This window comes from Nocardioides humi, assembly GCF_006494775.1.
GTDB classification, from domain to species: domain Bacteria; phylum Actinomycetota; class Actinomycetes; order Propionibacteriales; family Nocardioidaceae; genus Nocardioides; species Nocardioides humi.
Window position 1 is genome coordinate 824298 of record NZ_CP041146.1, and the last position, 20067, is coordinate 844364.

17 protein-coding genes and 1 pseudogene are annotated in these 20067 nt (G+C 68.5%); 7 read left to right on the plus strand and 11 right to left on the minus strand.

Annotated elements, in window-relative coordinates; genetic code table 11:
- Window positions 1-537: 537 nt before the first annotated feature.
- The gene (locus FIV44_RS04030) at window positions 538-1383 is read left to right on the plus strand and encodes a PIN domain-containing protein (RefSeq protein WP_181410975.1); all 846 of its coding nucleotides are present in this window, start codon (window positions 538-540) and stop codon (window positions 1381-1383) included.
- Between the two features lie 212 nt (window positions 1384-1595).
- Here the strand turns inward: FIV44_RS04030 and FIV44_RS04035 are convergent, their stop codons facing one another.
- Entirely contained in the window at window positions 1596-1823 is a 228-nt protein-coding gene (locus FIV44_RS04035) for a DUF2188 domain-containing protein (protein WP_141003360.1), read from the minus strand.
- A 164-nt stretch (window positions 1824-1987) separates the two neighbouring features.
- Between FIV44_RS04035 and FIV44_RS04040 the strand changes: the two genes are divergently transcribed.
- Complete coding sequence (locus FIV44_RS04040) at window positions 1988-2455, plus strand: hypothetical protein (RefSeq protein ID WP_141003361.1); 468 nt, start codon at window positions 1988-1990, stop codon at window positions 2453-2455.
- A gap of 496 nt (window positions 2456-2951) precedes the next feature.
- Here the strand turns inward: FIV44_RS04040 and lpdA are convergent, their stop codons facing one another.
- Window positions 2952-4328 carry a dihydrolipoyl dehydrogenase gene (lpdA, locus tag FIV44_RS04045; protein ID WP_141003362.1) on the minus strand — a complete coding sequence of 459 codons (1377 nt, stop codon included), beginning with the start codon at window positions 4326-4328 and terminating at the stop codon, window positions 2952-2954.
- A 76-nt stretch (window positions 4329-4404) separates the two neighbouring features.
- Here lpdA and FIV44_RS30215 point away from each other — a divergent pair, with 76 nt between their 5' ends.
- Window positions 4405-4620: a hypothetical protein gene (locus tag FIV44_RS30215; protein WP_181410976.1), complete on the plus strand. Its 216-nt coding sequence runs from the start codon at window positions 4405-4407 to the stop codon at window positions 4618-4620.
- A gap of 73 nt (window positions 4621-4693) precedes the next feature.
- On the opposite strand, the gene FIV44_RS04055 is transcribed toward FIV44_RS30215, so the two are convergent.
- From FIV44_RS04055 to merA, 5 genes are read right to left on the minus strand one after another with little or no spacing between them, the layout of a single operon-like run.
- On the minus strand, window positions 4694-5656 hold the full coding sequence (locus tag FIV44_RS04055; protein ID WP_141003363.1) for a cytochrome c biogenesis CcdA family protein: 963 nt from the start codon (window positions 5654-5656) through the stop codon (window positions 4694-4696).
- On the minus strand, window positions 5653-6207 hold the full coding sequence (locus tag FIV44_RS04060; protein ID WP_141003364.1) for a TlpA family protein disulfide reductase: 555 nt from the start codon (window positions 6205-6207) through the stop codon (window positions 5653-5655). Before FIV44_RS04060 ends, FIV44_RS04055 begins: the two co-directional genes overlap by 4 nt.
- Before the next feature lies 1 nt (window position 6208).
- Window positions 6209-6526: a hypothetical protein gene (locus tag FIV44_RS04065; protein ID WP_141003365.1), complete on the minus strand. Its 318-nt coding sequence runs from the start codon at window positions 6524-6526 to the stop codon at window positions 6209-6211.
- A 55-nt stretch (window positions 6527-6581) separates the two neighbouring features.
- Window positions 6582-7250 (minus strand): organomercurial lyase MerB, encoded by a 669-nt coding sequence (gene merB / locus FIV44_RS04070; RefSeq protein WP_141003366.1) that lies wholly within the window; start codon window positions 7248-7250, stop codon window positions 6582-6584.
- 31 nt (window positions 7251-7281) lie between these two features.
- Complete coding sequence (gene merA, locus FIV44_RS04075; protein WP_141003367.1) at window positions 7282-8733, minus strand: mercury(II) reductase; 1452 nt, start codon at window positions 8731-8733, stop codon at window positions 7282-7284.
- 96 nt (window positions 8734-8829) lie between these two features.
- Here merA and FIV44_RS04080 point away from each other — a divergent pair, with 96 nt between their 5' ends.
- The 4 genes and pseudogenes from FIV44_RS04080 to FIV44_RS04095 all read left to right on the plus strand — a co-directional run bounded on the left by FIV44_RS04080 (window position 8830) and on the right by FIV44_RS04095 (window position 13966).
- Window positions 8830-9219, plus strand: coding sequence for a heavy metal-responsive transcriptional regulator (locus FIV44_RS04080; protein WP_141003368.1), 390 nt, complete (start codon window positions 8830-8832; stop codon window positions 9217-9219).
- 492 nt (window positions 9220-9711) lie between these two features.
- Window positions 9712-10737 carry a DEAD/DEAH box helicase family protein gene (locus FIV44_RS04085; protein WP_141003369.1) on the plus strand — a complete coding sequence of 342 codons (1026 nt, stop codon included), beginning with the start codon at window positions 9712-9714 and terminating at the stop codon, window positions 10735-10737.
- A gap of 99 nt (window positions 10738-10836) precedes the next feature.
- Window positions 10837-12130, plus strand: a pseudogene (locus tag FIV44_RS04090) (ISL3 family transposase).
- Between the two features lie 75 nt (window positions 12131-12205).
- Window positions 12206-13966, plus strand: coding sequence for an NACHT domain-containing protein (locus tag FIV44_RS04095; RefSeq protein ID WP_141003370.1), 1761 nt, complete (start codon window positions 12206-12208; stop codon window positions 13964-13966).
- Between the two features lie 597 nt (window positions 13967-14563).
- Here the strand turns inward: FIV44_RS04095 and FIV44_RS04100 are convergent.
- Genes FIV44_RS04100 through FIV44_RS04115 form a run of 4 tightly spaced genes read right to left on the minus strand, consistent with a single transcriptional unit; the run spans window position 14564 to window position 19996 of the window.
- Window positions 14564-15445, minus strand: coding sequence for a hypothetical protein (locus tag FIV44_RS04100; protein WP_141003371.1), 882 nt, complete (start codon window positions 15443-15445; stop codon window positions 14564-14566).
- A gap of 17 nt (window positions 15446-15462) precedes the next feature.
- The gene (locus FIV44_RS04105; RefSeq protein WP_109691876.1) at window positions 15463-16302 is read right to left on the minus strand and encodes a hypothetical protein; all 840 of its coding nucleotides are present in this window, start codon (window positions 16300-16302) and stop codon (window positions 15463-15465) included.
- A gap of 23 nt (window positions 16303-16325) precedes the next feature.
- A complete protein-coding gene (locus FIV44_RS04110) occupies window positions 16326-19586 on the minus strand; it encodes a LysM peptidoglycan-binding domain-containing protein (protein ID WP_141003372.1) in 3261 nt (1086 codons plus the stop codon).
- Window positions 19583-19996: a TadE/TadG family type IV pilus assembly protein gene (locus FIV44_RS04115; protein ID WP_246086799.1), complete on the minus strand. Its 414-nt coding sequence runs from the start codon at window positions 19994-19996 to the stop codon at window positions 19583-19585. The genes FIV44_RS04110 and FIV44_RS04115 overlap by 4 nt, the downstream gene beginning before the upstream one ends.
- Window positions 19997-20067: the final 71 nt, after the last annotated feature.

Below are 20067 nucleotides of genomic sequence, written 5' to 3' on the forward strand. Positions count from 1 at the left end.
CAGAATGCCGGCGTACCTTACTAAGGACGTGCTGATCGCCGAGCGCCCCGACGGCGATGCGACTGGCCGTACACGGACAGGGCCGACAGACGGGCCCAACGTCTACTTTGACGAGACCTACCGATCAGGTCGGCTCCGTCAAGGCTGCCCGCGAGAAGGTCGGCAATCTTCGCTGCGTCTCGACAGTCAGTGTCGAGATGCAGCGAACATTTCCAAACGGACCAGATGGTTCTTTCAACACTGATCAGCTAGACATTCGGCGTCTGGTCAAGGACCGCACGAGGCGAGCCGGGGATAGATCCGGGCGGGGCCATCGCCAACGACGTCCGGCGCTGGGCCAGGTTGTTGGGTGCCGAGTTCTCAGAGCGCCGCGAACCCCAGCTCGAGGCTGGGCCTCCGGACGCAGGCAGGTGGCTGTTGCTCAAGGACTTCGCTGAGGTGAACCAGCTTGGCTAGAACAGACCAGCCGTGGCAGTGTCCGTACGCTTTCCGAAGTGAGGAAGGTGTGTAGTGGACCGTCGAAACATGGTCTGGCCCATGAGCGGCACAGGCGACCACCTGGCCGAGACGCTACGGTCGGCCGCGAACGCCACCCACTCGGTGTCCGGGGGCGCAACCGACGTCGTCGACGGCTATCTGCGCTGGGCGGCCGACCAGATCCGCATGCTTCAGGGAATGCTCTCCCCCAGCGATCTGGACCGGTTGATCACCACCCCGCGCTACTGGGCGACGCAGGCGGACAGGACCTCTGTCCTCACCACCGTCAACGTGATCACCGACGAGCTCCAGCATCGCCGGCGGGTACTCGAGGCGACTGCGGATGCCGTCGCGCAGCAAGCCGAGGCGTGGTCGCCAAACGACGGTCAGTTCACCAACTACGTGTTGATCGACACCAACTTTTGGATGGAGAAGACCTCCAGGGATCTCGATGCCCTGGACTGGCACCAAGCGCTCGCCGACGCCACCGGGCTCAGTCACCCGGCAATGCAGGACGAGCTGCGGATCGTGGTCCCGCTGTTGGTGATCGACGAACTCGATGAGAAGTCACACCGCCGCGACACACGTCCGAAGGTCCTCGGTGCCACCAAGTTCCTCTACAACCTGCTGGCTGACAATCCAGGCAAGCCGCGCCAGATCCGTGATGAGACGCCCGCGCGGGGCGCCGTAACTGCGCAACTCCTGTTCGACCCGTTGAGCCACCGACGGCTGCCAAACAACGATGACGAGTTGGTCGAGCGTCTGCTCGTGCTGCGCGACTTCATCGGCCACCCGGCGAGTCAGATGTTCTTTCTCACCCAAGACGGGGGTGCCGCGTTCCGTGCCGGCGCCTCCGGGCTGATGCCGCGGCATGCACCTACCCCACCAAGGACCAAGGGAGACTGATCCGCGAGGACCAGAAGCCGAGGAGTTCGCGAAGCGCATCCCTCATCGCTCGTTCGAACGCCAAGTCGCGCTCGAAGCTGACCCTGCGCGCGGTCCTCGACACGAGCTGCAGCGTGCACCTCTTCGATCGCGCTGGCGAACATGCCCGACGAGGTGGGCAACTTGCTCATGCTGGCCGTAGGAAGTATTGACCGGCCCAATCGATCTGTCGCTCAGCCCTTCGGCGGGTGAGGGTCGTTGCCGTATGAGTTGCGCTCTCCGATCTTGCCGTCCTTCTTGTGAATCAGGTGCTCGACGCCATCCTTCTTCGCCGCTGCGCGACCGGCCGCCTGCGCCTCGGCCTTGGTGTCGTGCGTACTCGAAGCGCGCTTTCCACCCTCGCGGCGGTTGGCCCACCCGTCCTCGGTCGGCACCGTGTGAATGTTCTTCTTGTCGGCCATAACCGTTTCCCTTCCGGCGCCCTCCGGCGAGGGGGCCAAGGCTGCCATCATCTCAGTCCATCTGGACCCGTGGACGGGTCCACTTCCTGCAGTGAGCGCGGCACCCACGGAAAGAGCTTTCGGCTCAGCGAATGCTCCGATTCAGGCAACTAGGCTCTGTCGTCATGGCCGCACGCGACTGGGATCCGGAGTACCGGTTGATGCTTGAGGAGGCCAGGCGGTCGATCGACCGACAAAGCGAGCGCGTACAGACGGTGCGCGAGCGCGCCATTGGCTTGGTCGGCTTCGGTGCCATTGTGGCGGCCGCCTTCGGCCTCGGTGACACCCGTGCCGTCGATATCGTCGGTATCCTCGCCCTCCTGGCTTTCGTCGTGGTCGCCGGGAGTGCGCTATACATCTTGAAGCCGCGCGTGTTCAAGTTCGAGTTGAGCGCACGGCTGATCGAGTCGACTCTCGACCTGCCGAGCTACGAGGGGATCGCCCACCTCCACTACAGCTTGGCTATCCGCCACGATGAACACCACGCGTACAACTATCGGAAGCTTGAGCACATGCAGACGGCGATCGCGATCGGCGTGCTCGGACTGTCAATCGAAACAGTCGCGCTGGTGGTCCGGCTCATGCTTTCATGATCCGCATGAGTGACGACACGGCACCGCCGGAGCGTCCGGAGCCGCCGGAGCGGCCGCGGCTTGAGCCGCTTCCGGATCCCGTGGTTCCAGATATCCGTGAGTCCCCTCAACCCGAGCAGAGGCCGGGGCGAGTCGAGACTCGGGGCGACTGACTGAAGCCGAGACCGCGGGCCTTGCGACGCGGCGGTGCGCTGCGCCAGGAGCCTCCCGCTCCGTGGGTCGCGTGCCGTGGCACCCGATGAGGGCAAGGTCGCCGAGACAATGGCCCTCACCATCGAGCCGCGTGCGGCAAGCCATACGGCGAGCAAGTCGGGCCTGGCGTTGAAGGGCTCGACCGCGTGCCCGATCGTCGGGCGTCTCATATGGCGCACCCTTGAGGACGCGCTCCTTGATGTGTCACAGAGGATCGGTCACCGGGGCAGATGAGACTTCGCCCGCGAAACCGCGTGGGATTCAACTTGGTGGCCAAACGCATCACGCGCAGAGCGCCGAGTCGTCAGGTGCCGATCTCGCGGTGGACGCCGCCAGCAGCGGTGTTGACCCCCTCGGCCAGGGTGGGGTGGATGTGGATGGCGTTCGCGAGGTCGCTGTAGCTGGCGCCGCAGGTCATCGCGATAACCGCCTCGTGGACCAGGTTCCCGCCCTCGGGGCCGGCGATGTGGCAGCCCAAGATCTGGTCGGTGGCGGCGTCGACGACGAACTTGACCAGGCCGCGGGTGTTGCCGATGGCACGCGCTTTGACGACCCCGGTGAAGTCCTGTCGGCCGATCAGCACGTCGAAGCCGGCGGCCCGGGCGGCCGGCTCGGTCATCCCGACGGAACCGACCTCGGGGTCGGTGAAGACCGCGTGCGGCACGATCCGGCCAGCAATGGAGCGGTCCTGGTTGCGGAAGGTGGTGCGGTAGGCGATGTCGGCGTCGTGGCGGGCGGTGTGGGTGAACATCGGGCCGCCGCGGATGTCGCCGAGCGCCCACACCCCCTCGACAGGAGTCTTCAGCTGGTCGTCGACGGGCAGGAACCCCTGCTCGTCGGGCTCGAGGCCGAGGTGCTCCACGCCGAGGTGGTCGGTGTTGGGGGTGCGGCCGGCGGCGATGAGCAGGTGGGTTCCGGTGATCTCGCCGGACTCGTCGCCCTGGCAGCCGACCCGGATCCGACCGGGCTCGCCTTCGACCGCGGTGCATGTCGTGGCGGTGAGCACGGTGAGCCCGTCGGCGTCGAATCCGGCCGCCATGGCTGCGGAGATGTCGGGGTCCTCGCCAGGTAGTAGCCGGTCGGCACGCTGAATGACGGTGACCCGGGAGCCGAAGCGGGCGAACATCTGGGCGAACTCGGTACCGATGTAGCCGCCGCCCACCACGATCAGGTGCTCGGGCAGCTCGGTCAGGTCCAGCAGGGTGCGCGAGGTGTAGTGCGGCGTCGTATCGAGGCCGTCGATGGGTGGGCGGGTGGTTCGCATCCCGGTGACTAGGAAGACCTTGTCGGCCTCGATCTCGGTGCCGCCCATCCGCAGCCGGCGAGGTGCCACGAAGCGTCCCTCGGCGGGGTAGAGGTCGAGCCGGTCGGCCTTGGCGACCGCCTTGTAGGAGCCGTTGCGGATGGTGTCGATGATCGCGTCCTTGCGGGCCACGACGGCGGGGAGGTCGACGGCGGGCGCCGCGACCTTGATGCCGTACTCCTGAGCCCGGCGGATCTGGTGGGCCAGGGCAGCCGAGGCGATCATCGTCTTTGTGGGGATGCAGCCTCGGTTCAGGCAGGTCCCGCCGAGCCTCTCCTTCTCGACGAAGGCGACACTCCCGTGCCGGGCCGCACGCAGGGCCAGGGGGAGCCCGGCCATGCCGCCGCCGATCACCAGGGTGTCGTAGCGTTCGGTCATCGAACTCTCCGTTCAGGATCGTCGCGGGGCGGCGTCACCGTGTCGGTGGGCGGCAGCCTCGGCGCTGGGTTCGACGGTGTACCAGCCACGCCGCGACCGCCAGCGCGGCGCCCGCCGCGAAGAATGGCCAGCTCGCCGGGCCGCCGGCGGCGGCTGTCCCGACTCCTGCGGTGCCGGCGGTTGCAGCGCCGCCGGCGAGCACCGCTCCGCCGCAGCACAGGCCGACCAGGGACAGGCCCGCGCCGAGCAGGGTCGAGAGCGCGCCGAGGCCGCCCAGGCCAGCAGCGACTGAGTAGCCCGCCGCCCTGCGAGCCCAGCCAGGTGCCCAGCGCGGTGCCCAGCCTGGGGCACGGGCACCCGCGCGCTCAGCGGTGACTGGTAGCCGGCGCATCGGTTTGATCCTTGTGCTCGTCGGGGCCTGCGCCTGGGGCGCAGCAGTCCCCGGCCGAGGAGTCGATATCGGGCGTGTGGGTGATGGCGGTGTTGTTCGCAGAGTGCGTGGCGCAGGTGCGGTATCGGTGGAGGACTCCGACGGCGATCACGGTCAGCACCGCCGCGATGCTGAGCCAGGCCACGCCCGCGGTGTGCTCCTCGAGCCAGTCGGCGGCGGCGGTGGAGACCCGCGTCATAGCGGTGCTGCGGCTTCCGTCGCCGGTGGCGGCGGGGTACCAGTACCAGGCTAGGTAGGCGCCGGTCACGAGCAGCACCACGGCGGTGATCCGGGTGGCGTACCGGGCGATCGCGGCGATCCGGCGGATCAGGACCGCGCCCGCTGCCGCGGTACCGACCGCGACCAGGAGCAGGATCGTGGCCGACCCCAGCGCGTAGGCGGCGAAGACCGCGAGCAGGCCCGTGAAGGTCGCGGTGGCCTGGGCTTGGGCGATCACTGCGAGTAGGACACCGAAGGTGCACGACAGCGAGGCCGCGGCGTAGCCGACGCCGAAGCCCACCATCCGACCGGTTCCCGGCGCACCGGGGCGCGGCGCGCGGTGCATGGCGGGAAGCCGGACCCCCAAGCCGTGGCCGGCGAGCATGACGACGCCGACAAGGACCAGGGCGACGCCGATGGCCAGGCCCAGCCAGGGTGCGGCCCCGATCACCGCGTGGGCGCCGGCGCTGACCGCGATGCCCATGGCCGTCAGTGTCCCGGCGAACCCGAGGGTCAGGGCGGCACCGGCCCGCAGCGAACGGGCCAGCCGCACCGGTGTCGGTGCATCGTGGGTGTCGCCGATGGTGTAGGTGAACCAGGCGGGCAGCAGCGCGAACCCGCAGGGGTTGACCGGGGCGAGCATGCCGGCCGCAAAGGCGAGCGCGAGCAGTCCGTTCACGAGGCGGTCACCTTGGCCAGCTCCGTGCGGATGGTGTCGGCTGAGGGTTCGACCGCCCGGAACGTCACGTTGTTGTCGGCGTCGAGAATCAGGACCGTGCTCAGCTGGGTGACTTCGTAGTCCGCGGTCAGGCCGCCGTCCTTGTCGATCGTGTAGCCGACATCGCTAGCGTCGTAGCCGTTGAGGAACCTCTCGATGTCACCCGCAGTCTCGTACGCGGCCACGTCGACGACGACGAAGTTGGCCGCCGTTGGGTCATCGGCCTGCACCTTGGCCAGCGCGTTCGCAGTGGGACCGCACCCGCCACATTCGACGGAGAAGAACAGCAACACCGTCGGCCGCCCGCCGGGGACCTTGATCGGTTCCCCGACCACGGATTGCGCGGTGAACCCCGCACCGGACACTGAATTGCCTTGGGTCGCCGAGGTGGGCTGCTGGTCTTTCGACAGTGAGCAGCCGGTCAAGGAGACTGCGAGCAGGGTCCCGACCGTGGCGATGAATAGGGCGGGTCGCTTGCGGCGGGTGCGGGGATCGGCAGGGCGGAGCAGCACGTCAGTGGTCCTCTCGGGTGGACTCGGGGAGATCGGTGTGGCTGAGCTGAGGAGGGTTGCAGCAGTCGGCGGCATCTGAGCCGTTACGGCGCCGCGTCATGGTCCAGAGGACGGCGGCGGCGAGCACGGTGAGGGCGGCACCGATCAGCCAGGGGCTACCCAGCCAGCCTCCGATGACACCCAGCGCGCCCGCTGCGATCAGCGCCGGCCCCGCGCAGCAAACCACCATGAACAGGGCCGCCCCGGATCCGAGGAGCACCCCGGACGGCCCCGACCCGTCGGTCCGGTCCGGCGGCTCGTGCCTGTTGTTGTTCGACATGGTTGGTCCCTTGCTGGCTGGTCGTCTCTGGTCGGTGGGTCTGGGGTGGCAGTGGTCAGCAGCAGTGGTGCTTCCCGGTGGCGTCCGGCGCCGGTGCGGTTCCGGCCGTGGCGCGGTCGAGCATCGTGGCGGTCAGATCGGTGGCCAGCCGGTAGGCATCGGCCACCGGGAGGACTTCGCCTCCCGGGTGGGCGTTCAGCCACGGCTGGGCGTCCTCGGCGGAGGTGAAGTAGTGGACCTGGTTGCAGAAGGACGACCGGATCGACGTCAGGTCCTCGGGGTTGACCAGGGAGACCACCGCGGTGGCCGGTTCGACCGCGGTCACGCCGGTGGGCGTCGCGGTCACCCGGACTGTTCCGCCGCTGGTCGGGGAGGTCGACTCGATCCTCGCCGCCCGGTCGATGACGACAGGGAAGATCAGCGTGTCCAGGGCACACCAGGTGTAGAGCTCCTCTCCGTCCACGGTGAACCGGTGCCGGGTCGGCCGCAGCGTCAGGCCCTGGCCCACGATGTGGCCCTCGTCGTCGTACTCGGTCTCCGGCGTCGCCGCCAGCGCGGCCAGCGTGGCCTCCACGCTGCGCCCGGCCGCCCGGGCCAGGTCGCTGATCGCGACCGGTTCACCATCCGCCAGCAACCGCAGCAGCGGCACCAGCAGGGCCGGATCAAGCCCGGACTCGTTCGGGGAGACCAGGCGGTCGTTGAGGTCTTGGCTGAGAGCGGTCATCAGGGTGGTTCCTTCCGGGACGTTCGGGTGGTCAGGAGGCGCAGCAGGAGAGCTGGGAGATGTCGGTGGTGAAGGACTGGCAGGCGATCTTGATGCCCTCGGCCATGGTCAGATAAGGCGCCCACTGGTGGGCGACCTGATCGACGGTCATCTGGGCCTCGAGGATGTAGACCCCGGCTGCGGCGAGCTCGCCGGCGTCCTTGGCGACCGCGGTCAGGCCGAGGATCTGCCCGGTGGCGGCGTCGGCGACGACCTTGATGAAGCCTCGGGTGTCTCGGTTGACCAGGGCCCGGGGCACGTAGTCCAGGGGCAGCACCCGACAGTCACACTCGATACCAGCGGCCAGGACCTCGGCCTCGGTCATCCCGACCGAGCCGAGTGCGGGGCTGGTGAACGTGACCCGGGGCAGGTGGCGGTAGTCGACCTCCCGGTCGGCGTCGGCGAAGGCGTTGTCGACCACCATCGTGCCGTGGGATGCGGCGACGTAGACGAACTCGCGGTGACCGGTGACGTCACCGGCGGCCCAGATCCGCGGGTTCGAGCTGGCCAGCCGGTCGTCGACCACGATCTCGCCCAGGTCCCCGGTCTTCACGTCGACCGCCTCCAGGTTCAGGCCGTCGGTGACCGGGCGCCGTCCCAGCGCGACCATCAGCCGGGACGCCCGGAACTCCTGGATCCCGCCGGAGACCGTGGCGGTGGCGACCACCTCACCCGTGGCCTCGTCACGGCGTACCGCGTCGACGGTGGCGCGCCGGACCACCCGGATGCCCTCATCGGCGAACACCCCGATCAGCGCCTTCGACGCCTCCGGCTCCTCGCGGGAGGCCAGCCGGGACCGCACCAGCATGGTCACCTTCGACCCGAGCCGGGCGAACAGTTGCGCCTGCTCCAGCGCCACGTACCCGCCGCCGAGCACCAGCAGCGACTCGGGCACCTCGTCGAGCGCCATCGCTGTGGTGGACGTCAGGTACTCGACACCGCTGGGGTCGTCTGGTCCGGCCAGACCGGGGATCGACGGGATCCAGGGCCGCGAGCCGGTCGCAAGCAGAAAGTGCTCGGCCTCCACGGTCTCGGTGGTGCCGTCGGCCCGCGCTACCTCCAGGGTCGGGGCGTCGCCCGTGCCGGCAAAGGTCGCGTCACCCTGCACGATCGGCCAGCCGTAGGACGCGGCCACGTCGGCATACTTCTCCGCGCGCATCGATTCGACCAGCGCCTGCTTGCCTCCCACCAGGGCGGGCATGTCCACGGGTACCGGCGAGGCGGTGATCCCCGGGAACCGGCCGGCGTCCAGCGCGACGTGCTGTGCCTCGGCCGCAGCGATCAGCGCCTTGGACGGCACGCAACCGGTGTTCACGCACGTGCCACCCAGGCTGGCGCGCTCGATCATCACCACGGACTTGCCGAGCTTCGTGGCGTGGATCGCGGCCGCGAACGCGGCGCCGCCGGACCCCACGATCGCGAGGTCGACCTGTGTGTTGGGCATGTGCGAGCCTCCCGGGGCTTGGTTCGGATCTGGGTACAGGGCCATACTGGACCTTCCAGTACAGGGGAAGGTCAAGCCCAGAAGGAGTCGGCTTCCATGAGAATCGGTGAACTGGCTGAGGCGTCCGGCACCACCACCAAGACGCTGCGGTTCTACGAGGAGGGAGGGCTGCTGCCGCCCGCCGATCGCACCCCCTCGGGCTACCGCGACTACACGCCCGATGCCCTCGCTCGACTCGACTTCATCCGCCGCGGCCAGGCAGCGGGCCTGACCCTCGCCCAGATCAAGCAGATCCTGACCATCCGCGACAGCGGCACACCACCCTGCGGACACGTCAGCGACCTGCTCGCCGAGCGCCTCACCGACCTCGACACCCAGATCGCACAGCTGGTCGAGCTGCGCGACACCCTCGCCCAACTGCGCAAGGAGGCCCGCAACGCGGAACCAGACAGCTGCCCCGCCGACCAGGTGTGCCGATACCTGTAGGCAACGAGCCGGACTGCCACGCTTGAGCCACCGCCGGGCAGTCTCTCAATCGTCTCGGAGGCGGAACCTCCCACGGGAATGTCGCAGGCCAGCGTGCCTGCGCCTCTGGCCGGCGTCCGTCTATCCCGTCCGGTGATGTGTTCCGGTGAAGGGGCCCCATTCGGACGGGCCGCCGTGGCCACGAGGCGGGGCCCATCGCCTACCTTGACGACGAGCCACTTATCGACCGATCTCGCCAAACTGTCCCGCGGGCGCGTCGTCAATCTTCCCTGCATCTCGACACCGATTGTCGAGATGCAGCCAAAGCGAGGCGATCGAACTTTCGCCTCAAGAACACTGGTTCGGTAGACATTCTGGCCAGTAGGGCCGGTTCACCGGACTTGACCGCTGCCGGATGGCAGCATCGTGGACCCGCTGGAACCTGGCCGATCAGGCGCCTGGATGTCGGACGCAGCGGCTAGGTTGCACGAGACCAGAACGGAGTTTGCGTAAGTGACCTATGACCTGCAGCGCCTCGGACCGCTGGGGTTTCAGGATGCCGCAGCAGCTCTCGTAATCGCCCAATTCGGCCCTGTCGTGCGCCGACTCGGGCGCGGCAAGGACGGGGGCCGCGACATGGAGGCGCGCGGAGTTGTCGTCTGGTCCGGGACTCCAGAGAAGCCTGGCGAAGCTTGGGATGGCCATACGGTCTTCCAGGTCAAGCACAGGGAGCGGCCGCTGGGCACCAAGGCCGACGCGCAATGGCTGTGGGACCAGATCCGCAACGAGCTCAACGAGTGGGCCAACCCGGACTCGAACCGTCTGGAAGTGCCGAAATATCTCGTCTTCGTCTCCAACGTACGGCTCTCACCCGACCCTGTGGACGGGGGCCTCGCCTACGTCGAGGAGAAGATCTCCGGCTTCTTCACCGAACTCAATGACCGCAGTCTCGACGACGGTCCCCGACGCTACGAGCGCCAGACTCGCAGGCAGCGTCTGCAGCCACTCAAGAAGTGGCGCCTTATCGACGGGAACCAGGTCGACTCTTGGTTCGACATCCACGACGGTGTCCGGCGCGCCTATGACGGCTTCCTCACCACCGGTGACGTCCTCGCAGACTTGGTGGCACTGCGCGCTGACCTGCCCGCCAAGGACCTCGAACCCGCTCTGCAGATCCATGCACGGAACTCGCTGGTCCGAGACCGCAACATCTATTTCGATGAAGCCGGCGGTGACGGGGGCGGGGTGCCGCTGGATCGGATCGCGGTTGACCTACCGGTCCGCGTGCGCTCGACCAATGAAGCTGCGCGTGCCGTTCAGTACGTGCTCGACCGAGGGGAGCACGCGCTCAAGCCGTCGATCGCCACCCTCCCCAAGCCTCGCCACATCGTCCTGACCGGCGCGCCGGGCAACGGCAAGACGACTATTACCCGTTTCCTCGTCCAGGCCTACCGAGCCGCCATGCTCGCCGACGCCAACAACCTCGGCGACGACCACCGCGCCGTCATCGACGGAACCGCCGAAAAGCGGCTCTTGTGACTCTTCCGTGGGTCGCTGACCGCGCCTGAACGGCCACACGCCGCTCCCGCTCTAGGTTTCTGGCTTGTCTAGAACCGAAACTGCAGAGCGGAGAACGGCGTGCGAAACGCCAGCCTATGGCGCGCCCTCTTGGGCGTCGAGAAGACCGTCATTGAGGACATCGAGTTCGACGAAGTAGGCGAGGTGGTCGTCGCGCATGTGCGACCACGACGAGCTGGCCCGCGGCCGGTGTGGTCGATGCGGCACACGAGCTTCCTGGTACGACCCCGGCGAAGGACGCCGCCGTTGGCGCGGCCTGGACCTGGGCACCGTGGAGGTGTTTCTCGAGGCAGACGCGCCGCGCGTGAACTGCCCGACCCACGGGCCGACCGTCAGGCAGGTGCCGTGGGCACGACACGCCGCCGGCCACACGCTCGCTTTCGACCAGCAGGTCGCCTGGCTGGCGACCCAGTCCTCAAAGTCCGCGATCACCCAACTGATGCGGATCGCGTGGCGCACCGTCGGAGCGATCATCACCCGCGTCTGGGCCGACACCGCCGAAGGGATCGACGCGTTCGCCGGCCTGCGACGCATCGGGATCGACGAGATCTCCTACAAGCGCAAGCACAAGTACCTGACCGTCGTGGTCGATCACGACACCGGCCGACTCGTATGGGCCAAGGCCGGACGCGACCGCGCCACGATGGAGGAGTTCTTCGACGCCCTGGAAGCCTCCGGCGAAGGCAGGTGCGCCCAGATCACCCACGTCACCGCTGATGGCGCAGAGTGGATCGCCAACGTCGTGCGCGAGCGATGTCCCCAGGCTGTGCGGTGTGCTGACCCGTTCCACGTCGTCGGCTGGGCGACTGACGCCCTCGACGCCGTGCGCCGCGACGCCTGGAACCAGGCCCGTCGCGCTGGAAACACCAAGGTCTACGGGTGGGCGGCTGGTCGTCGACTCGTCGTGTCCACCGGTCATGCTCGAGCCCTCAAGAACGCCCGTTACGCGCTGTGGAAGAACCCTGAGAACCTCACCGAGAATCAGCAGGCGAAGCTTGCCTGGATCGCGAAGACCGACCCGAGGCTCTACCGCGCCTACCTCCTCAAGGAGGGCCTGCGCACTGTGTTCCGGTTGCCGCCCGACGAAGCAGCTGATGCCCTCGATCGCTGGATCGCGTGGGCTCGACGCTGTCGGATCGAGTCCTTCGTCAAGATCCAGCAGCGAATCGCCAAGCACCGCGACGAGATCCTCGCCGCGATCGAGCACGGCCTGTCCAACGGCCTGGTTGAGTCGGTCAACACCAAGATCCGGCTGATCACCAGGATGGCCTTCGGGTTCCGCTCACCCGACGCCCTCATCGCCTTGGCCATGCTCAACCTCGGCGGCCACCGACCCGCCCTGCCCGGCCGATGACCCACGGATCAGTCAGAAGAGCCCGAAAAGCTCCGGCTTCTCAAGCGCGCGTTGCCCAGCCACCGGCGGTGGGCCGTGCGGGTCGACCTGGCCGAGTTCGCCAAACGCTTCGTCGCCGGCGGCCGACAGTCGCTGCTCGCTTGGATCGCCGAGGACCTCACTGCGCAGGGTTACACCCGCAAGCTCGAGCCGTGGTTGCTCAAGGAGTGGATGAACACCTGGCCATGGTTCGTCGCCCTCGACGGGCTCGACGAGGTTTCCGAACCGGCCGTGCGCAAGTGGGTCATCGGCGCAGTGCACGAGTTCGTCGCGGATGCAGAAGCGGACGACTCCGACGTGTTCGTCCTGGTCACGACTCGCCCGAGTGGCTACGTCGACGAGATGTCGGCTGAGCAGTTTGACCGCATCGACCTCACCGATCTACAGACCGCCGAAGCGCTCGCCTACGGGCATCTGGTCACCCAGATCCGCCTACGCAACGACAGCGCCAGGATCGCGCGCGTGGACGGCATCTTGAAGGACGCCGCCAACAACGACGCATTGCGGCACCTGCTGCGCACCCCGCTCCAGGTGCAGATCATGTCGATCATCGCCGAGGGCGCCGGCCCCTTCGACCCGGACCGATTCAACCTCTTCTGGCGGTACTACGACGTCGTTGCTCGGCGCGAACAGACCAAGGAGAACACACGATTCGCCGAGCTCTTGCGCGAGCACGCTCCGCAGGTCCTCGACCTTCACGAACGCGTCGGCCTCGAGCTCCAACGCCGCAGCGAATCCGCAGACGGAGGAACAGCATTCATGTCGGAGGAAGACCTCTCCGCGATCGCCTGGCACGTTCTTGCCGATGAGGGCTACTCGCCGTCAGGCAAGGATGCGCAGCTCCTCGAACGGATCGTTCGCGCCGCAACACATCGCCTGGTCCTGCTAGTCCCACGAGGAGACGGTTACGGCTTCGACGTGCGCTCGCTTCAAGAACTCATGGCAGCTCGGCGCATCACGACGGGCGAACTCGACGTCGTTCTGGATCGCCTGCGAGCCCTGGCCCCCAGCCCGCACTGGCGCAACACCTGGTTGTTCGCAGCCGGCCGCCTGTTCGCCGAGCCACAGACCCACCAGCACGACGCCCTGCTCGAACTAGTGGCGAGCCTCGACGACGGCGTCGCCGACAGGTTTTCCTCGATCGCCCCCGTCGGGCCCTACCTCGCCTGGGACATGCTCGATGACGGCATGGCTGCTTCTCGGCCGCGGCGTCTCAAACAGCTCATGGGCCTGGCAATGAAGGTGGTGGAGTATCCCGCACCCCAGGCGATACCTGACCTCGTTCCGCTCGTCATGCGACTCAGCGAAATCGACGACGACCTGCGCTGCCAAGTTCGCGACCATCTTCGCGAAGCCCTCGGCGGAGACACGAGCAGCCGGACCAACGCCGGAGCCATGCAGGCCCACATCCGAGATGCCGCGAAGAAGACGCCGACCAGCCCCGACGTACGCATGCTGGCCGAAGCCAAGCGGGCTCAAGGACGCTCGGTCACGCCCGACCCGCCCAGCGACTGGCAACACTTCGACGACGTCATCACAAGCCTCGCGAGCGACGCCGTTCACGACGTCGTCTCCCAGGCGGCGGCTGCTGTCCGAGCGGCACGGACGCGTGCCGTCACCGCCGAGGAGCTCGAGCACCTCGAGGCCGCTGCACTGGATCCCGAAGCATGCGAGCTCCTGGATGTTGCCCTAGACGCGGTCGCCCGTACCGAACCGGCAGTCGTCCGAGTCTGCTTCGAGGTCGCGCGCACGACGGCAGCGCGCCGGCAACTCGCAGCGCTCCTCGACCAGGTTTAACCGTCTCGTCGGGTGCGCTACGAGACCTCTGGATCGGCACGGAGCGAACGCATGGTCAGCTCGACCAAGCGCGTCGCCGCGGAATCATCTGGTGCCTTCGCCGCCGCGCTGAGGGCGTGGAGGCAGTAGTCGGCGAGCTCGCTCGCCGCGATGTCGGAGCGCAGCCCGTCATGACCCGAGACGCCTGGGGCTTTCCCCTTGCATCGGGCACCCCATCGGGCCGGCTATCGCCCGAGCCGTCCCGCCGCTATGCCGCCGGAGAAACGAGAACAGGCCCCCGTCCATACTCGAGGATGGGGGACCTGATTCTGACGCGGAGCTAGGGGGTGACGCCGACGCCGCGTGGGCTCATGTAGGTCGCGACCGGAACGCCGCTCAGGTGCCAGGTGGCGCTCCACCCAGCGAAGGTCGAGGAAGCCGCCCGGCCCCTGCTTCTCCGCGGCCACGATCGCCTCACCGTCGCGGGCCATACGTGCGATCCACTCGGCCGGGTGGTCGTCGAGCTCGCCCTCCACGACCACCGCCGGCTCGGCGACGAACTCACACCCTCGGGAGCTCGGTGAGGCGACCCCAGACGTTCTTCATGCCCTTGCCACGTCATTGGGTCAGCACCTGTGCCTCGCCGATGCGGATCGGCAGCGGGTTGGTGGTCAGGTCGAACTCGATGGTTCCGGACTGGCCACCACCGGTCCACTCGACAACCCAGTGGCTCGTGGCAGTGACCTGGTAGGCGCCCTCGGGCTGGTCCGTCGACATCTTCGCGTAGCGGTGCCCGCAGGTCGGCGAGTCCTGCTTGCCGTAGTGATCGGCGTACGGGGTGCCCTTGCCGGTGCAGTTCACCTTCGTCCCGTCCCCCATGTCCCACACGATGCTGGAGACGCTGGCGGTGGCACTGACCGAGACCGATCCCTCGCTGGCCGATGCAGTGATCGGGCCGAACGTGTCGTCGGTCGGGCTGTCGACCCACATCCACACCGGCAGCCCAACCAGACCAGCGCGGTTCGGTGCAGATTCGGGGACGATGCCGATCTTGATGGGGTCCAGATCCATTGAGGCGATCGCCCGGTTGGCGAGCACCACCGGATCGATTCCTACTTCGCCGGTCTGCACCCATGTGTACTCCCACGATGATCCCGGCGGCGGGAAGAAGCACATACGCCACGCACCGTCCTCGTTCGTCTGACCAGGAGGCGGCTCAAGCTTGTCGCCGATCTCCTCAGCCGACGGCCCGATCCAGCACTCGTGGACGCTGCTCCACACGGACCCCATCGGGCCGGTGCACGGGATCTCCCGACCGTTGTAGTTGCAGGTCGAAGAGCCCCCACCAGGTTCCTCGCCGCCACCCCCTGGGTCACCGCCCCCATCCGAGCAGTCGAGCTCGAACTGACCCGTCTCCGGGTTGTAGATCTCCTGGCAGTCCGCGCTCGCGCTCGTGGCGGTCAAGACGACGACTACGAACGCCGCGGGAACCGCCAGCACGAGCGCGAGTATTCGCCTCAGCATGACTGATCCCACTTGACGTCGGAGTTGGAGACCTTCCACGCGCCCTTGTCGCGAACGACCGTGTACTCAATCGGGACAGGGTTGCGCAGCGGGTCACCGTTCGGATCGGTGTGCTTGATCTTCTTGCCGTCCTTGTTGCGCTCCACGACATCCGTTCGATCCTCGCAGTCGATGATGAGGATCATCGAGTCCGATCGGCGGCGCGGCTCGGCGAGCGTGTGCACGTACTCCCCCGTGACCTTGATGTCGTACCGCTTGAGGGTGACAACAGCTTCTTGGATCTTGAGGAACTCGTCCCCCGTTGCCACCGGGTTGAGGCGCTTGAAGTCGATCGTGACGGCACGGTAGAAGTCGTCGCGCGCCTCGAGGTACTTCGTCAGCTGTGCGGCCGCCTTCTCCTCATCTGTCTTCGGAGTCGGCGAGGCGGTGGGCGGCGTCGGTGACGGGGACTGGCTCGGGGTCTCCTGGACCGTGGGCTCGTTGTCGTCGCCGCCGCAGCCCGTGAGAGCCAGGGCGAGGGCGAGGGCCACTCCCCCGAGTGCGGAGTGGTGCTTCCTCATGCGGTGTCTCCTCCTGTGGGTGGGCGGGGCCATGACGGATCGCTGGCTGACGTCGTTGGCGATGTGCTCGAGGTGTTCCTCGGCGGCGTCGACGAGCTCGGCCAGCGAGCCGTTGTCCGCCGGGTCGAACCCGAACTTCTTGTCGGCGTTGTAGAGGGTTCGGATGGTGTCGCGCACGAACACGGCCCGGGCGACGCGGCGGGCGTCAAGGTCGGCGTGGTCGGCGCCGGCCGCGGCGTAGCGGCCGGTGATCTCCTGGTCGAACGTTGCCACGTGCTGGTGCTCCCTTCCCCGAGTCAGCTCGCGAGCCAGCCGTGCGTACGGATGATTGTCTTCGTGCGCTCCGACAGTTCCATGGGCGCGTCGCCGTCGTCGGACCGGTTGCAGATCTCCTCGCGCAGGATCCGGTCGGCCTCGAGCTGGTCGCCCTCGGCCTTCATGACGTGGGCCAGGCACAGGCGGGTGCTCTCGCCGTCGGGGTCGGCCCGGTTGGCGACGTACGCCGCGGAGCGGGCCTTCACCAGGTCGCCGGCGGCGAGGGCCTCCGTGACGACGATGAGGGCGACGTCGGCGATCCAGCCACCCGCCATGAGGTCGACGCGGTCGGGCTCGTTGGCGAGCCAAGCCCACCCTTCCTCACGCAGTTGGCTGAACGGCTGCGCCTCTCCGACCAGCTCGAGCGCGGTGCACAGGTCCGCGACACCTTCGGCTCCGCCGCGGGCCTGTCCGCGCTTGCGGAGGCGGAGGAAGAGGTCGAGGTCGACGAGCAGTCCGTCGTCGACCTGGTAGACGTTGACCCCGGTGACCTTGGCCGCCGGTGCCTTGTCCGCGTAGGGCAGGTGGTCCTCGCCGGTGCGGGGGTTCGGGCCGAGCCAGTCGCGCACGATGTTTGTGTAGTCGCGGACCTTGCCGTCGGAGATCGAGAACGCGTCGCGGATCTGCTCGCGGGTGGCGCCGTGCTTGCGGTGCAGGGCGAGGAAGGCCAGCAGCTCGGTGAAGTACGGCCTGCGCTTGGCCAGCGCCTTGCCGTGGGTGCGCGCGGCGACCGGGCCGAGCAGGGTGAGCCGCGGACGGTCGCAGTCGGTTGAGAACCAGTCGGCGATGTCCTGGTCGAGGGTGGGGTCCTTCTCCTCGACCTCGGCGCGGACGTGCGCGGGCACCTTGGGGGCCAGGGCCTCGAGGTCCTCCTGCACGATCGCGCTCTCGCGGATGTACTCCTCGTCCTCGCCCTCGAGCAGGGAGGACATCGGCTCGTCGACGGCATCCTCGGGGGTGTTGCGCGGCAGGGTGTACTCGCGGCGCAGGGCCCCGGAGGAGTCGGTGTAGGCCTCCCAGCCGTCGGTGGCGGTCTCGTCCACCGGGGTGTCGACGTACTCCGGGGTCTCACTCTGGGCATAGACCAGGGCGCAGCCGCGGGCCTCGTCGCTGGTGAGCCCGACCGCGATCAGGTTGAGGTCGGCGTGCTCAAGGATCACGCGGCCGGTGTTGGTCATGTGCAGCGCCGCACCGGGAGTGTTGGGGCGCTCGCCGGCGACCACGATGGAGGTCGCGGACTGACCGACGTGGTCGTTGACCAGCTGCAGCAGCTGCTCGAGGTCGTCGGGGTCGCCGGCCGCCGCGTCCAGCAGCAGCATCCGCGCGGGCCAGGTGTCGTCGTCAACGCTGCCGGTGCGGCCCGTGGACACATCGGTGTCGTGTCGCTTCGCCCGATCAACGGTAGTCACCGCCGCGGCGAGGATCTCCGCGGTCGCGGGCGTCCCGGCCGCGCCGGTCGGGTAGTAGCTGATCCGCTCGTCCATAGCGACGGTCTCCTCTGCCACGCCGATGCAGTCGACCTGGACGCGACGCGACCACGGGTTGACGGCCAGCTGGGCGGCGAGGTGGCGGGCGAAGTCACGCGCGTAGGTGGGGTCACCGCTGATGGTCAGCGTGGAGAGCTCCTCGCAGTTCAGCAGCCAGGTCTCGCCGGTGTCGCTCATGCCGATGGTGGCCAGCAGCGGGTAGGGCGGCTCGACGTTGCCGGTGTCGGGACCGAGGTCCTCGAACGCGGTGTCGGTGGTGACCTGCCAGTGGGTCTGGTCGGGACTGCCCACCCAGGGAGCGGGAACGGCGGCCGGAGCGCTCAGATGCAGCGTCAGCTTGCCGTGACCGAGCTCCACCGCTGCCAGCGGCGGCATCGTGGTGCCCTGGGCACCGACCGCGGCCGCGAGGCGTCGCAGGGCCTCGTCGGCGAACTCCACGGTGGCGGCCGCGGCGGAACCGGTCGCGTTCAGGGTCATCTCCACCGGCGCGAGCTCGGGCGGCGGGGCGGCGATCGCGCGCCCGGGCGGCCGGTTCCGAAAGGCGGAGCGCCGGCGCGACCGCAGGGCCATGAGCAGGGCTCCGGACAGCAGGACGCCCCCGCCGGTGAGGCCGGCGAGGACCCAGGGTGCCTCGAGGATCGAGTCGTCCGTGTCGTCGACCTGGTCGACGTCGGCGACCGGCGCCGCCGGCTCTTCGGTCTGCGGGACCTCGGGGGTGGCGGTCTCCGGCGCCGGGGTCTCCTGGGTGGCCGGCGGGGTCTCCTCGGCCGGCGAGTCGACCGGCGGCTGCTCGTCCTTGGGCTCCGCTGGGGTCTGCGGCTTGTCCCCTCGCGGCTGCGGCTGGTCCTGCCGGTCGTCGACCGGCGTCTCGGTGGCGGGGATGTTGAGCTTCCAGCCCACGTCGATCACGTCGGGGTCGGTCAGCTGGACCCCGCCGGGCTGGGTGATCGCGGTGGAGGCCTTGTAGATCTCCGGCCAACGGTCGGCATCTCCGAGCTTGTCCTGCGCGATGTCGCTGAGGGTGTCGCTGGGCTGCACGGTGTAGACGTGCGCCGGGACTGGGTCGGTGGGCGCCGGCAGCTTGAGCACCCATCCGGGCTCGAGGAAGCTCGGCTGGGTGCCGAGCAGGTCGCGGTTGAGCTCGGCGATGTCCTTGTAGCGGGCTCCGTCACCGAAGTGGTCCTCGGCGATCGACCAAAGGCTCTCCCCCGGCTTCACGACGTGGTCGACGGTCTTGGGGCCCTGGCGCTCCTGCGTCGTCTCGGCCTTGACGTCCTGGCGGGCGGGTCCCTGCTGTGAGGCGTGGTCGGCGCCGGCGGTGACGTGCCCCACCGTCGCCGGGGCCGCGGCGGCCGAACTGATCGTTGCCGCCTGCGTGGCGATGGGGGCGGCGATGAACAGCAGTGCGGCCAGACCGATGAGGCCGCGCGCTGCGGCCTGGGGCCTACCCAGACCTGGCAGTTGAGGTGCCTGGACCTTGCGGAGCGCTGCGATGGCCTCCACAACAAGGCTCAGGGCCATGAACGCCCAGGCGACCCAGCCGATCACCTTGAACAGGCCGAGAACGAGCGTGCCGTCGTCGGGCGCCAGGAGCGCGTTCTTGACGCCACCCAGGGTGGGCATCTGGTCGGGGATCGGGCTGGCGCCGATCGCGAGGAAGAGAGCGGGCAGGCCGAGGACGATGCCCAGCACGGCGAGCGAGGCGGCGAGGCCGGTGAGTCGCTGGCCGATGGTGGGATGGGTGGGCGTAGTCATCTCTCGATGCCTCCTTCGGCGCGGATGAGCCGCGCGGACGCCTCCCCGGTGACCTGCATGGAGTCCAGGCCGATGATCCCGAGGAACTTGCTGGTGTAGGTGTCGGTGGTGGTGACGATCAGGGTGTCGCCGTTGACGACGCGCGCGGTTCCTTCCACGCCGGCGGCGTGGAGGTAGTCCTGGGCGGCGGCCTTGGCGGCGTTGATGTCGACCCGGAGGTCCTCACCGCGCACCGCGGTGGAGCCCTGGACCTCCTGGGCGCCGGTGCGGGCGGCCTGGGCGGCGGCACTGCGCGCCTGCTGCTGGGTGTGGACCTTGCCGCCGAGGTCGACGGCCATCCCGACGAGGATGATCATCACGAAGGACGCGGTGGCGAACCAGACGCTGATGGAGCCGCGCTCATCGCGCACACCACGCGTTCCGAGGCGGCGCAGGCGGCGCAGGCGGCGCAGGCGGCTTGAACCGCACTGGGTTTCTTGGA